Source organism: Brucella sp. TWI432 (assembly GCF_039674445.1).
In the GTDB taxonomy this organism is placed as follows: domain Bacteria; phylum Pseudomonadota; class Alphaproteobacteria; order Rhizobiales; family Rhizobiaceae; genus Brucella; species Brucella chromiisoli.
In genome coordinates, this window is the sequence record NZ_JBDJNL010000020.1 from 1 (window position 1) to 14,413 (window position 14,413).

A 14,413-nucleotide genomic window follows, 5' to 3' on the forward strand; every position below is an offset into this window, starting at 1 on the left:
AAAAATCGACCGGCCCAAGAAACGCCGAAAAACTCGACACCTTAATCGACACTGGTCAGCTGACTGCTGCATCCGATTGGGGTGCTTCCAATAAATTAGTTTCACGCGATCGAGCAGATGAAATACGTAAGAAGCTCCGCGCGAAACTGAATGGTCAGATAAATTCGGGCATTGATCCGGAAATTCTAGCGCTGGGAACCGAGCTCGCGGCATTCCACATCGAGGCCGGTGCGCGTAAGTTTACAGACTTTGCACGCGCTGTTGCTGCAGACATGGACGCAAGCATTGAAAAGCTTCGCCCATTCCTACGGGCGTGGTATAACGGCGCGCGCGACATGATGGAGGATTCCGGGCTTGATATTTCAGGCACCGATGATGCCAATGCTGTAAAGAGCGCACTCGCAACGCTAAAGGACGTGGACGATGGAAGCCTTTCAGAACTGGAAACGAGAAGCGGAGCTGCATTGGAAGCAGTTTCAGCCGAACCGTTACAAGGAACTGAAGGCGGTCGGAAAGCTCGATCAGGCGTTGACCGAAGCGGCCAATCAGACAGCACTGGAAATGAACCAGCTGACGGAAAGCGGCTTCCAGCCGGACGAAGCCTTTCAGATGGTGAGACAGAACTATCTGTTCCCGCCAGAGGAAGGCAGCGAAATGAGCGTACCAGAAATGGCCCAGACCTCTTTGAGCGAGCAGATGACAAACGCAGTCCGGAAGGGCAGCAGGACAATGGACCTGTAGGCGAAAAGCCGCTTTCCGACTCTGTAAATCCCGAGAAACGTGTATCGCCGGACGATTCCGCAGCCACACCTGCACATAATCGTCCGGATGGGTTCACCATTACGGATGAAGATGCAATCGGCGCTGGCGGACCAAAAACCAAGTTCCGCAATAACGTTGATGCCATCAAGCTTCTTCGAAAGCTCACAGAAGAAGGTCGGGCGGCGAGTCACGCAGAACAGAAGGTTCTTGCGAAATGGGTAGGCTGGGGCGGTCTACAGCAAGCGTTTGTGCGTCCGGATGGCTCGAAGGCCAAAGGCTGGGAGAAAGAGGCGGAAAGCCTAAAGGAACTGCTCACGGCGGAAGAATATCGCGCAGCAGAAGCCTCAACCCGAAATGCCCATTACACCGCACCTGAAATCACCAAAGCTATTTGGAAGGTTGCACAGCGGCTTGGTTTCCGTGGTGGTCGCGTGCTTGAGCCTTCCGTTGGTTCAGGTAATTTCCTCGGATTGGCTCCGGGAGAACTGAAACACCGCGCGCTGTTTACCGGCGCGGAATTAGACCATATCACGGGTGGCATCGCGCAGCAGCTCTACCCGGCAGCTAACATTAAGGCTCCTGTAGGTTTTCAGGAGTTGCAGATCCCGGACAATTATTTTGAGTTGGCCGTTGGCAATCCGCCATTTGGCAGTGAACGCCTTTACGACGCGCAGCGCAAGGAAGCTGCGAAATTCTCCATACATAATTACTTCTTTGCAAAATCCGTCGACACATTGAAGCCGGGCGGAATTTTGTCGATGGTAATCACAAACTCGTTCCTTGATGCGGCAAACTCCGCAGCACGTCGATACATCGCGGAACGTGCCCGGCTCGTCGGTGCAATTCGTTTACCGAACAACGCCTTCCTTGCGAACGCTGGAACGGAAGTCACTACCGATATCGTCGTTCTTCAAAAATACCCAGAAGGCACTGCACAGGCGGACAAGGATTTCTCTTGGGTTGACGTTGGCAATTATCGTGACGCGCAAGGACGCGACACACCGCTTAATCAGTATTTTGTCAGCAATCCCGATATGATGCTGGGCGACTTTGGCCGGTACGGCACAATGTATGGCCCAGAGCAGCCCGCGCTTATTTCCCGCGACGGCGATAATCTTTCGTCCCTGCTCGACAAGGCAATTAATACATTGCCGGCTGAAATTATGCCGACACGAACGATGGAGGAAATAACAGAGTCCGCGGTAAAGCGAGAACTCGATCCCGTCGCTGTGCCCGTCGGCTCTTTCGTTACCGACGCCGATGGGAATATTTCGGTGCGAGCTCCAGACCTGTTAGGTGAAACACGCGTCACCCCGCGTGCCGACATCACCGGTAAAGATAAGCAGCGCATTTCCGGACTTGTGGCGCTTCGCGACATATTCACCAACTTGCGCCGCGCTCAGATCGATCCGAACAGCACTGAAGCTCAGTTGAATGCGCAGCGCCAATCGCTGAACGAAGCCTATGATGCTCTTACGAAAGAGTTTGGCCCGATAAACAGCGAAATGAACCGCCGGGCATTTCAGGATGATCCAACATGGCCGCAAGTTTCGGCGTTGGAAATTTCCTATGACAAAGGCCTCACACGCGAAGCCGCTAGAAAGACTGGCGAAACACCACGTAAAGCAAGCGCGGTAAAGGCTCCAATATTTGAGCGCCGCACGCAAGAACCATACAGCCGTCCGCAGACTGCAAACACCGCAAAAGACGCGCTTGCTATTGCTATGTCCGAATCGGGCTTTGTGGACATGGCTCGCGTTCTTGATCTTTACCGCAAGCCTGTTTCAGACGTTGTCGCAGAGCTCGGCGATCAAATCTACATGGCACCGGATGGCGGATTTCAAACCGCCGATATTTATCTATCCGGAAATGTGAAACAGAAGCTCGCCCGCGCCGAAGAAGCTGCAAAGCTTGATCCAGCCTTCGAGCGAAACGTTTTGGCGCTCCGTGACAAAATTCCGGCCGACATTGATCCAGTTGATATCGATGTAAAGGCTGGCGCACCTTGGATACCGGGTTCCGATATCGCAGATTTTATCCGCGATACTCTTGAGACAAGCCATGCCAGGGCAATTTATTCCCGTGGAACGGCTCGTTGGGAGCTAGATGCGGGACGAGCAAGCGACGTTGCGCAGGCGAGGTGGGGAACACCTGATGCATCTGCACGTCAGGTTGTTGAAGCGGCCCTGAATGCACGCACAATAACAATCAGCCATAAAAATGCAGACGGTTCCGTGACGGTTGACGAAGCCGCGACTGATGCTGCAAATCAGAAGGTGGAGGCTGTTAAGAACGAGTGGAAACGCTGGATTTGGGACAACGACGCCCGCCGCGAAAAGCTCTCCCGTCTCTACAACGATACATACAACACCCACGTCGATACCGTCTATGATGGTTCGCATTTGATTTTGCCAGGCAAAGTCAGCGATGACGTTGTTGAACTGCGTCCACATCAGAAATCATTTATCTGGCGCGTTCTGCAGTCATCGACCACTCTTGCCGACCACACAGTTGGTGCTGGTAAAACGTTTGCAGCGATTGGCGCGGTTATGGAACTTCGCCGTACCGGGCAGGCGAAAAAACCGATGGTTGTTGTGCCTAACCATCTTGTGCAGCAGTGGTCAGCTGATTTTATCAAGTTGTATCCCGGCGCGAACATTCTCGCGGCGACAAAGAAAGATTTTGAAGCCGGCAACCGGAAGCGTTTCTTTGCGCGCGTTGCAGCAGGTGACTATGACGCCGTTGTGGTTGCACATTCGTCTTTCGGGCTCATCGGTGTTGATCCGATGTTTGAGCGCGACTTCCTGCAAATGCAGGTGGCCGATATTGAAGACTCCATTCGCACGCTTGAGGAAGCGGAAGGCAAATCCAGCCGTAGCGTAAAGCAAATGGCAAAGCAGCGGGAAACAATTCAAACCCGTATGCAGAAGCTTCTGGATGCCGGAAACAAAGACACCGGGATGACGTTTGAAGAAATGGGCGTAGACGCTCTTTTCGTGGACGAAGCCCATGAATTTAAAAATCTCGGTTTCTCAACATCGATGACGCGTGTTGCCGGGCTCGGTAACAAAGACGGCTCGAAAAAAGCCGCTGACCTGTTCATGAAAATTCAAAGCGTCATGAAGCGCACCGGCGGACGAAATGTTGTGTTCCTGACAGGAACACCGATATCGAACACAATGGCCGAGCTCTACACGATGCAGCGCTATCTTGCCTATGATGCGTTGAAAGCGCAGGGCGTGGCGCATTTTGATGCTTGGGCTCGGGTATTCGGCGAAGTCGTGACAGACTTTGAACTGTCGGCTTCTGGTAAATACAAGCTCACTACGCGTTTCTCACGCTTTGTGAACATGCCAGAGCTCGTAACGCAGTATCGCGTGTTCGCAGACACCATCACAAACGATGATATCCGCAGGCAACTTGCCGAGCGCGGCAAAACCCTTCCTCTGCCACGGGTCAAGGGTGACAAGCCTACCGCGAATGTCGTTGAACCGTCTGAATACCAGACCGACTTTATCGGCAATCCAACCGTGGATGAAAACGGCATCGAGCACTATCCTAGTGGCTCGATTGTCTGGCGCTCTGAAAATCTGCCTAAGAAGGCGGAGAAGGGCGCGGATAACATGCTCAAAGTCACTTCTGATGCCCGTAAGGCAGCGCTCGATATGCGCCTTATTGATCCTGAGTATCCAGACTTTCCGGGCTCGAAGGTTCATAAAGCTGCTGACAACATCAAGGACATTTACGACCGCTGGCACAATCAGAAAGGCACCCAGCTGGTATTCATCGACCTATCCACCCCAAAAAAGGCGGTGGCGAAGGCACGCGCAGAATTGCTTGAGCTCCAGCGCAAAGCGGATGCTGGCGACGAGGCAGCACAGACAAAGCTGGATAACATCAGCGTGGACGAAATTGCAGCGTTGGAATCGTCATTCTCCGTCTATGACGATCTAAAGGCAAAATTGATATCGCGCGGTGTTCCTGAAAAGGAAATCGCCTTCATTCACGATGCCAACACCGACCTGCAAAAGCAGGAGCTTTTCGGGAAAGTTCGTTCAGGACAAGTTCGTGTGTTGTTCGGCTCGACGCCAAAAATGGGCGCTGGAACAAACGTTCAGAACCGTCTTGTTGGACTTCATCATCTGGATGCACCGTGGCGCCCAAGCGACCTTGAACAGCGTGAAGGCCGCATCATCCGTCAAGGCAATGAATTATATGCTCTCGATCCGGACGGTTTCGAGGTAGAAATTCACCGCTACGCCACCAAGCGGACGCTTGACGCCAAACAGTGGCAGACAATCGAGCAAAAAGCTCGTTTCATTGGACAGTTCCGCGCCGGAAATGTGAAAGAGCGTGCCGTAGAAGATATCGGAGGAGAGGCTGCAAACTCTGCCGAGATGAAAGCTGCAGCTTCTGGCAATCCGCTCATCCTGGAAGAGATGGAGCTCCGCCGCAAGGTGAAGCGTCTCGAAAACGAGAGCAGGGAACACGAACGTGGGCAACACTCGACGTCTCGCAATATTCGCGAGCTCGAAAATGAGCAGACGGAAATTAACGAGCGTTCCGAGGCGTTGGCACAAGACGCAGATGCAGCGAAAAAATACCTTGCTGGTGAGTTTTCTGCCACGATCAATGGAAAGAGTTTCGAGAAGGCTGGCGATGCCGGCGCAGAAATTCTTGATGTTGCACGCGATATGATTACCAGTGGCGCAACAAGTCGCGCCGTGGGCTCAGTTGGCCCTTTCCGTGTAACGCTGCAAAAAGGTTTGGCATCCTCTTTCCAGATCACGCTCAAGGGTGCGCGGGAATACGACGTAAGTTTGCCTGATGTCGGTGAGCTAACGCCTGTGGGCGCATTCATGCGCGTGATGACACCTATTCGAAATCTGCCTGAACGTCCGGCCTTTGATCAGGAACGGCTATCGACAATAGCGAAAACGTTACCGCGACTGAAAGGCGAGCTTTCTGATTGGCAAGGCAGAGCGGAACTCGACGAGACGCGACAGAAGCACAATAATATCCTTGCCGCCTTACGTCCTAAAAAGAAGGACGCGCCGACCGTTGAAGTTGAAAAAGCGGCAGAGCAGCCGAAAGCTTCGATCGTTGATCGTGAACCGGTTGCACGTTTGACAGGCGAAGAAGTGCTGCCTGGATTCACACCTGACAAAGACATGGGTGCACTAATTCGTGCTGCGTCACGTTGGTATAGTGAAAACCTGCAAGGCAAGACGACAAAAACCCGCGACGGGGTCACGGTTGATTTTATCCAGAAGGGTAGAGGCAAAACCACGTCGCGATCGAAAGGCGATAAACTTTTGCGCGCTATCCCTGCTATCCGGGATATTATCGAAAAGGGCGAAGTCGTTCATCGAGAGGCGGGTACAAAGGCGAACGTCCTCAATCGAGTAATAATTGCAGCGCCCGTTGAACTGGCCGGTGAAACGCTTCATCTGGCTATTTCTCTGCACGAAACAAACGCAAAAACCTACCAGTATGACTTCACGTTCAACCGTGAGGCATATCAAGATAGTGATCGAGCTTCCGTTGGAAGTCTTGACGGAGAGACGTGGGTAAATCACGAAGGGCTTGCCACCCGCGAAGGCGCGCTACCTAGCTTAGAAGTGCCGCTGTCCGCCAAGACAGATATTAATCTAGTCGAATGGACGCCAAAAATCAATAATTCTGAGTCCGACGCGCTCCGCACGGCATTGCAGCGTGGCGAATTTGGCACAGAGGTAAATCGCCTGCTCAATAATGGCGCGATCGAGATCGGCAATATTTCCGATGAAAACGTGCAAGCATGGACACGTCCTGACGGCACCATACTTCTGAACAGTGCCGTTCTCTCACCAGAAAACGCCAATGCAGTGTTGCTACACGAAGCGTTCCATTCAGGCACGAAGCGTCTTATTGGCACGCGCGCGTGGAATGCACTTATCGCCGATCTTGGCGCTATTCGTGATCGCTTTGAGCGTTCGACGGGTAAAGCTCGTGAGTTTTTCGAGCGAGCATCGCAGCGTGTGAAAACGGCTGAAAACCGTACTGGCAAAAAAATGGACGATGCTTTGTCCGCAGAAGAATTTGGCGCGTACGCGATCGAGGAATACGAAAACGCTCCCCGCACCATCAGAATGTGGGCCGACAAAATGGTCGGGGCTATGAAGGCTTGGACTCTCCGCCGGTTTGGGAAGCAAATAGGTGAAGTCACGCCGGCACAGCTTCGAGCTCTTGCTATCGCGGCTCTCCAATCTGGCACTACCGAACCAAATGGCCCGCGCGGCGGCTCTGAACTGTCGACAACCAATGACAAATATTCATTGGTCAAGTCGCCAAAGGCCGAAGACGTGCGCAACGCGGTGGATTCTATGAAAGGTCGCCTCACAGACCTTACCCCGCAAGGCTTGGCTCTGATCCCGCTCAATTATTTCACAGAGCTCGCACAAAAAGGTCACACGGCTATTGCCGATTACCTGACTGTGAAAAGGCAGCTCGACTCTTACCGTGGGCGTCGGAATGAACAGGCGGATAAGATCGTGCAGCGATGGCGCAAATATAATCGGCTTGGAAAAGAGCGTGCGCAAGACATGGCCGATATCATGCATGAAGCCACGATTGCTGGATACGACCCGTCGATCGAGAACGATGCAGCTGATATCGCGAAAAATCGCTCGCTGCAGGCGAAGTACGACGCTTTGCCAGAAGCGGGAAAGCAGCTTTATGACACTGTGCGCAACAGCTATCTCGAACAATCGCGCGAGCTCGATGGCATAATTGTCGATAATCTGAAAAAGGTGTTTCAGATAGCGCAGAACAAGGCCGAGCGGAAATACCGTAAGCAGCTTGAACAGCTTGCCAAACAGCGCATGGAACCAGCCGATCGGAAAAAAGCCGAAGACGATGCACATGCATCATACGAAGCCACGGCCATGAAGGCAAAGTGGTCGATGAAAGCTCGTCTCACCAAAATGCGCCAGGCATTAGAAAGTGACCGTCTGGACGGGCCATATTTCCCGCTTGCTCGCTTTGGCGACTATTTCGTTACCGTCAAGGATATAGACGGGCAAGTGATGCATTTCTCGCTGCATGAGCGCAGTGCCGATCGGGACCGCGAAGCGGCTGATCTTCGCAAGCAGTATCCAAATGCTGATGTAATCGTCGGCATCAAGACAAACAGCGCGGATCTTCGACAGGCGATGGACCCGCGCGTAATTGCTGATATTCAGGCGATCATAGGCCAGTCCAATATCGATAGTGACGTCGGTGCGGAAATGCTCGATCAAATCTGGCAGCGCTATTTGCAGACAATGCCAGATATGTCGATCAGAAAGCGGCAAATTCACCGCAAAAAGACCGGCGGTTATACATCTGACGCTTTGCGCGCCTATGCATCGCATATGTTCCACGCAGCCCACCAGATGGGACGCCTCAAATACGGGGTAGAGCTTAACGAGCTCGTTAACACAGCCGCGGAACAATCTCAGGAAATGGCTAACCCAACAAAGGCGGGTATGCTTTCGAATGAGTTGAGCAAGCGGCACAAATGGGTAATGAACCCAACTGGCTCACGCTTTGCGCAAGCGATCAACAGCACAGCGTTCGTTTGGTATCTGGCAGCAACGCCCGCAGCCGCCCTTGTGAACCTGTCGCAAACGCCAATGCTGGGTATTCCTATCATGGGCGCCCGTTTCGGCACGGCCAAAGCCACAGCAGCGCTACTGCGCGCGTCCGGCGATCTATTCCGGGGCAAAGGTAGCGTTCAGCATAAAAACCTCACAGCTGACGAACAATCAGCGCTCAACGATTTCTACGATTCAGGCCTGATTGATCGCACTCAGTCTCACGACCTCGCAGGTGTGGGTGATACAGGCGTAGAATATTCCCCTTGGCGCGCGACTGGCATGAAATATATCTCATACCTCTTCCATAAAGCGGAAGTGATCAACCGCGAGGTTACAGCTCTGGCAGCTTATCGCCTTGCTAGGGATAGCGGTATGAGAGCAGACCGTGCCATCGCCACCGCGCATGACCTAACTTGGAAAACGCATTTCGATTATTCGAATAGCAGCCGTCCACGGATCATGCAGAATGATTTTGCCAAGGTCGCACTCGTTTTCCGCTCTTATTCGGTCAATATGATTTATCGCATCACCCGCGACCTTCACCAAGCAACAAAGGCAGAAAGCCCACAGGCGCGCAAGGAAGCGCTCTATCAGCTTTCCGGGGTCTTGGGCATGATGAGCCTCATGAGCGGCGCCACGGGCGTGTTTGGATTTAATGCGGCTATGATGATCCTTGGTATGTTCTTCGGCAACGATGACGATCCGTTCGACTTTGAACAAAAGGTAGCAGCCGCTGTCGTCGATACTCTTGGTCCGACAATGGGTGGTATGGTGCTTAAAGGTCCGGTTGGTCATTTAGCCGGTATCGACCTCACAAACCGCATTGGCATGGCCGACATTTGGTTTAGATCGCCCAACCGCGACCTTGATGGACAGCAAGAATATCAATATTGGGTGATGAACTCACTTGGTGCATCCGTCAGCATGGGCGGTGATGCCTGGAGAGGGGCAAGCAGTATTCTTGATGGGGATATTCGGCGCGGTGTTGAGTATCTCTTACCTAAAGCGTTGCGTGATATTCTTAAAGCAGAACGGTATGGCTCCGAAGGCGTTAAGTCAGCTCGCGGCGATGACGTGGTATCACTAGATAATATTTCATGGGGCGATGTAGTACGTCAGGGTGTTGGCTTTACGCCGGCGAAAGTATCGGAAGCTTGGTCACGCTCCAGTGCACTGAAAAACGCAGAAAAGCGGATCAATGCCAAGCGCCGGCAGTTGATGAACGAGTTTGCTACAGCGATTGAGATGAAAGACGTTGAAACGCGCCAAGAGGTTATGGCCAAGATCAAAAAGTTTAATTCTTCGCCGCAACATAAGGCCGTGCAAATAACACAAGATGCACTTCGCCGATCGATCCAAACCCGCAGGCGAAATGCAAAGCTTCGTGATGATGGGGCGCTCATTACAAATCAGGAACTGGGGCGCCAGCTTCGTTCCAATTTGCCGGAACGCCTGTATTGATGAGGTTGGCTTAACCGGTAAGCCACGACCATGTACGCTCTTGGAGAATATCACATACCGTCGATCGAGACACGCCGTATCTCTTTGCAAGCTGGCGTGTCGACATGTGCTTTCTAAGCAACCGAATTTGCAATACATCTTCCTCTGAAAGTTTAGCCCTTCCGTTTTTTTCTCCCTGCCCGTGCGTGCCGTGCGTAACTTTATCTGCAACATTTTCCGCAGCGGTTGCCCAACGGACATGCAGTGGTGATACGCAACCTTCATCCCCGCGACCACATGAATGCGCGGCATGAAGTGTCGGGTCTGTGGGAGCGCCGTGGACTATTTCACACACTAAGCGATGCGCTATTCTCTTCTTACCTTTGAAGTAGACCGTAGCATAACCGTCTTTATTGCGAGCGTAGGGCCATAAAAGGCAACTCTCTTCATTATGTGACAAAACTTTTTGGAGGAGATAAGTTGCTGGAGTTACGTTTGACGGTTGCCTAATTGGCTTATCTGCCAAGACAGAACCAAATCTTCTCCAGCGTATGTAGTGAGCGTTACATAAGCTGCCTTTTACACTTGTTCGCTCGCATCCCTGAACCGAACATAGTTTTTCCGTGCTAAGTTTGGTCATTGTAACGCTCCCTCCAGAAATGCCGCAGCTTCTGAAAGTAGACTCACACCAATTTCACTGTCTTGCCCAATCGGAAGTTGATTATTGGTTATCGCAACGATCTTGGCTATGACTTCGATAGCGCTAGCACTGCGCTGTGAGACGATCGCCGACTCCATATCTACCAAACGTTTACAAGCCAGGTCGAATATTTCATTGGGAACCCGAGCGCCGCGGGGTCCATCGACCCATTTCCGCAGCCGACGAATTCGGCGGTAAGTTAACATTATAGATATAGTTTGGTTTTGCGCCTTATCCGCGCTGCAAGCATATGAATGGGCTTCAAGCCCACGCTCTGGCTTGTTATATACGTACTCAGCCATTCGACGATCTCCAGTGATCTTCGTTTCGGTTAGGGCAGAGAAAGAGGTTGCAGTCTTGTCTCTGCCCGAATACTTTATAAGCACATAAAGTATAAGGCGTCAAACTAAATGAGCACAAAAAGTACAATGGGTCGCCCACCCGTCGATAGTGAAATGGTGCGGTCACGGGTAGAAAGGCCAGTTCTCGATGCCCTTGATGCCTTCTGCTTGCAAGACGGAAGCAACGTGTCACGTTCAGAAGGCGTACGGCGCATCCTTAGTTCATGGTTATTTGAAAACGGTTATTTAAATAAAACCGAGGGGAAATAATGGAAGGTTCATATATACGCTGGGGAGCGCTGATTTCAGTTGCCTTACTGTGCTGGATTTTTCGTTATGAAGTTTCGGCAGCGGGAGCATCAGATAGATGGCAGGGTGCTTATATTCTGGATAGATGGACGGGGAACGTCAGTTTTTGCACTGGCCGCGAATGTTATCTAACAAGAAGCAATCGCCCAAAATCCGAAAATTAGTCTTTCCGTATCTTAATCAACACTATATATAGTATATTGCGATTGCGCATGACGTGCTCCCCTTTCCACCAGTTATGGCGAGCACCATATGTCTGCGCAATCCACCTCTCTTTCTTTCGAGCGTTGTCATGCTGTAACCTCCCATTGGGAGGGCGGTTGGTCGGATCACAAATCTGACCCCGGCGGTAAGACTATGTATGGCATTACTGAAAAAGTCTGGATCGCGTGGAATAAGGCAAAAGGCATTTTGAAGCCTAAGCCAGTGCGCCAGATTACCCGATCCGAAGCAGAAGAGATTTATTTTAAGAATTATTGGTTGGCGTCCGGTTGCGATAAACTCAAGCCGGGGGTTGATCTTTGCACATATGACTCCTCTGTGAATTCTGGCGTTTCGCGCGCTCGATCATGGCTTAAGGCATCGATCGGTGGTTCCGACTTGGAAACAGTGCGCAAAATGTGCGCCAAGCGTTTGTCGTTCCTGCGCGCACTAAAGAATTTTGCTGTTTTTGGCAAAGGCTGGGTCAACCGGGTCACAGACGTGGAAGCGAAGGCCACGAAGCTAGTGCTTGAAAATGAAGGTGCTGGCAAAAACACGGTTTCAATTACCCTTAAAACCGGAGCACAGACCGCCACCAAGAACGCAGCAAAGGCCGATACTCGAGTAAAAATCTCTGGCGGTGCCACAACAGTAGCCGGTGGGGGAACATATGTTGCCCCCGACACGGTTCCTGTCGACGCTGTCACCTCCAACGCCGATATTATTTCGACCTGGCTATTGGGCGGCGTGATTACTGTTGGCTTGGTGGTCGTGGCATATTTCTTGATCCGATCAATGATCGAGAAATCCCGCGCAAAATCCTTTGAAGGCGTAGCAGCATGAGCAATGCAATTCTCGACGCAATTCTAGCATCCGCTGCGCGTACCGGTGCAAATGTCGTGAAAGACGTTGTCACCTCGCAGCTAGGGCCAACGCTTGGCGGTGTAGCTGGAACCGTTGTGGATTCGATCGCCGGCCGACTTGGCGTGCCACCGGAACAAATCCCGCAAGTGCCAAGCGAGACACTCGACCCAGTCGTCGAGGCGGTGGATCGTGACCCAGCTGTCGTTCGACTTCAAAACGAGAGCCAGCGCATGATGATAGGGTTAATGCGCGCTGAAATGGAGAAATCCGGCGAAGCGTGGTGGACGTGGGCTTGGCGTCCCGCTTGGATGTGGCTCCTCGGCTGCATGTGGCTTTGGGAAACGGTGATACTTGGCATAGTCAATTCGATCACGGGGGCAACAATTCCGCACACGGACTACAACGTCCTGTTCGGGATCACCGCGATCTATACTGGCTTTTATATGGGCGGGCATACGGTGAAAAACGTAGCGCAAACACGGTGGGGCCGATGATGGACTGGGGCGAATGGGCTCAGCGTGTTCCTCTCGCCAAATGGTCGATCATCCTAGCCTTCTCGGTAATAGGAGCGATCATGCAACGTGACATGACATGGGCGGGCAGAGCCGTCACATTTATCATGGGGATTTTGATAGCGGTGGTTTTCGAGGAACCGGTGCGCTCCCTGCTTAATCTGGACGGATCATATGCGGCGGCGGTTTCCGCTGTGTTGGCGCTTACCGGACGCAATTTCGCTGCTTATGCCTTCAGGGCCAGCAAAAACCCAACCGCTGCAATCAGTGAATTGCTCGATATTTGGCGGGGTGGAAAGAAATAAGCATGAAATATCAATGACTTAGATCAGATAAGACTTATTATGGAACTGAAAGGAAATGGAATGTCTGCGTATGAGCGTGATCTCCAGCTACAATTGCTTGCAAAGAAAAGCTTCGTAGCCATGTTTTTTTCCGGCTTATTCTTTTTGGCCGCTGCAGCGCTGATTTGTTTTATCGGTCGTGAGACAGCCTGGGCTTTCGTTGCCGCTTCATTAATCGCTGGTGGTTTCAGCCAGTTTGCTTTTCAGGACTTCTCGAAGCTATCACAGCGGGTCAGCATCATCACAGCGTGGATTTCAGTGGTATTTCTGATTACCGCTTTAATCTCTGCTGTGTACGGGTACTGACATAGCTCTATGGTCAGATGGGCGAAAGGCCTGTCTGATCTTCATATTCTAAAGCAATTTACGACTTATCGGCTTGGCGTTGGTGCTGCCAAGCTAACCAAAGCGTCTTTTGGGGACAGACTCCATCGGTCGAGAATGCATTTTTCCCAAAAAGTCATACTGAATATTATTATTGTTCTCTAAGGTTGGCCCTATTTTGACACTCTTGCGTGAGCTTCGTACTGGGCTCGTAATCCATTTTTTCCAGATGAGGCATTTGATCCGGTAAATATTCGGGCGATGTTTCCCGCAACGGCCTTCTGCAGATCGTTCTTCGATTTCGATCAGTCCACGAATTTTTGCTTGCCTGTACGCATTTCTAACCGTGGTTATACGAACCCCTGCCCTATCAGCGATTTCTTTCGCTGACGCATCGCAGTAGCCCTTCTCGCGACAGTCTTCAGAGATAATAGATAGCGCGGCTCTTTCGCCTTCTGTGAAGCTCTCGCTCACTGATGGAGGAAGAATTGACATAGCTGCGAGACGCCGCTTTCGTGCGGTACGCTCTGGATCGCGTTTGACAGATGCGGCGCGGTTTCGAGGTATTCCAGTTTTAATACGTTGAGGAAAAAAACTGCCGCCTGCCCTCCCCCGCGTACGGAAAGTGCGGGCGTGAATTTCCTGCTGTTTACGTGAGACGCGATCAAGCAGATCGAGCGCTTCCGGTTCTTCACCCGCAGCGGTCAATCCAAGATCAATCACCAGTTTATAAACAGCCGCTATTTGCTCAACCGTATGCGCGCGCGCGAAAAGCTCACGCGCCCGGTCGTAGGCCGTCTGTATAGAAATATCGTAATTTCTTATCGACACGGGACAATTCCTTGCTCAAAAGGCGCAAAAACCCGTGGCGCAAAAGCGCGATTTCACTTGCAAAAATGCAGAGAATGTTTAATGTCAAATATGACTTTTGGTTCACACCCGATTTTTCGGTATGTGTTCGACATTAAACTCAACCGGCCTTTGTGCCGGTTTTTTT

At 51.8% G+C, this 14,413-nt stretch carries 8 protein-coding genes; 5 read left to right on the forward strand and 3 right to left on the reverse strand.

Features of this window, described 5'->3' with window-relative positions:
• Positions 1-272: 272 nt before the first annotated feature.
• A complete protein-coding gene (locus ABE527_RS18265) occupies positions 273-9,842 on the forward strand; it encodes a PLxRFG domain-containing protein (protein ID WP_499697836.1) in 9,570 nt (3,189 codons plus the stop codon).
• Between the two features lie 10 nt (positions 9,843-9,852).
• Here ABE527_RS18265 and ABE527_RS18270 read toward each other — a convergent pair whose 3' ends face one another.
• Both ABE527_RS18270 and ABE527_RS18275 read right to left on the reverse strand, forming a co-directional pair.
• Positions 9,853-10,461: a helix-turn-helix domain-containing protein gene (locus ABE527_RS18270; protein WP_499697837.1), complete on the reverse strand. Its 609-nt coding sequence runs from the start codon at positions 10,459-10,461 to the stop codon at positions 9,853-9,855.
• Positions 10,458-10,823 (reverse strand): hypothetical protein, encoded by a 366-nt coding sequence (locus tag ABE527_RS18275; RefSeq protein ID WP_499697838.1) that lies wholly within the window; start codon positions 10,821-10,823, stop codon positions 10,458-10,460. The genes ABE527_RS18270 and ABE527_RS18275 overlap by 4 nt, the downstream gene beginning before the upstream one ends.
• 600 nt (positions 10,824-11,423) lie before the next feature.
• Between ABE527_RS18275 and ABE527_RS18280 the strand changes: the two genes are divergently transcribed.
• From ABE527_RS18280 to ABE527_RS18295, 4 genes are read left to right on the forward strand one after another with little or no spacing between them, the layout of a single operon-like run.
• Positions 11,424-12,215: a glycoside hydrolase family 108 protein gene (locus ABE527_RS18280; protein ID WP_499697839.1), complete on the forward strand. Its 792-nt coding sequence runs from the start codon at positions 11,424-11,426 to the stop codon at positions 12,213-12,215.
• On the forward strand, positions 12,212-12,730 hold the full coding sequence (locus ABE527_RS18285) for a hypothetical protein (RefSeq protein WP_194781044.1): 519 nt from the start codon (positions 12,212-12,214) through the stop codon (positions 12,728-12,730). Before ABE527_RS18280 ends, ABE527_RS18285 begins: the two co-directional genes overlap by 4 nt.
• Positions 12,727-13,053: a hypothetical protein gene (locus ABE527_RS18290; protein ID WP_210326378.1), complete on the forward strand. Its 327-nt coding sequence runs from the start codon at positions 12,727-12,729 to the stop codon at positions 13,051-13,053. The genes ABE527_RS18285 and ABE527_RS18290 overlap by 4 nt, the downstream gene beginning before the upstream one ends.
• 60 nt (positions 13,054-13,113) lie before the next feature.
• A complete protein-coding gene (locus ABE527_RS18295) occupies positions 13,114-13,398 on the forward strand; it encodes a hypothetical protein (RefSeq protein ID WP_499697840.1) in 285 nt (94 codons plus the stop codon).
• A 93-nt stretch (positions 13,399-13,491) separates the two neighbouring features.
• Here the strand turns inward: ABE527_RS18295 and ABE527_RS18300 are convergent, their stop codons facing one another.
• Positions 13,492-14,247 (reverse strand): hypothetical protein, encoded by a 756-nt coding sequence (locus ABE527_RS18300; protein WP_499697841.1) that lies wholly within the window; start codon positions 14,245-14,247, stop codon positions 13,492-13,494.
• Between the last annotated feature and the right edge of the window lie 166 nt (positions 14,248-14,413).

Excerpts from the sequence above, each read along its gene's own strand:
- ABE527_RS18270 (WP_499697837.1), bottom strand. The coding sequence starts at position 10,461 with ATGACCAAACTTAGCACGGAAAAACTATGTTCGGTTCAGGGATGCGAG.
- ABE527_RS18285 (WP_194781044.1), top strand. The coding sequence starts at position 12,212 with ATGAGCAATGCAATTCTCGACGCAATTCTAGCATCCGCTGCGCGTACC.
- ABE527_RS18275 (WP_499697838.1), bottom strand. The coding sequence starts at position 10,823 with ATGGCTGAGTACGTATATAACAAGCCAGAGCGTGGGCTTGAAGCCCAT.
- ABE527_RS18295 (WP_499697840.1), top strand. The coding sequence starts at position 13,114 with ATGTCTGCGTATGAGCGTGATCTCCAGCTACAATTGCTTGCAAAGAAA.
- ABE527_RS18265 (WP_499697836.1), top strand. The coding sequence starts at position 273 with ATGGACGCAAGCATTGAAAAGCTTCGCCCATTCCTACGGGCGTGGTAT.
- ABE527_RS18280 (WP_499697839.1), top strand. The coding sequence starts at position 11,424 with ATGTCTGCGCAATCCACCTCTCTTTCTTTCGAGCGTTGTCATGCTGTA.
- ABE527_RS18290 (WP_210326378.1), top strand. The coding sequence starts at position 12,727 with ATGATGGACTGGGGCGAATGGGCTCAGCGTGTTCCTCTCGCCAAATGG.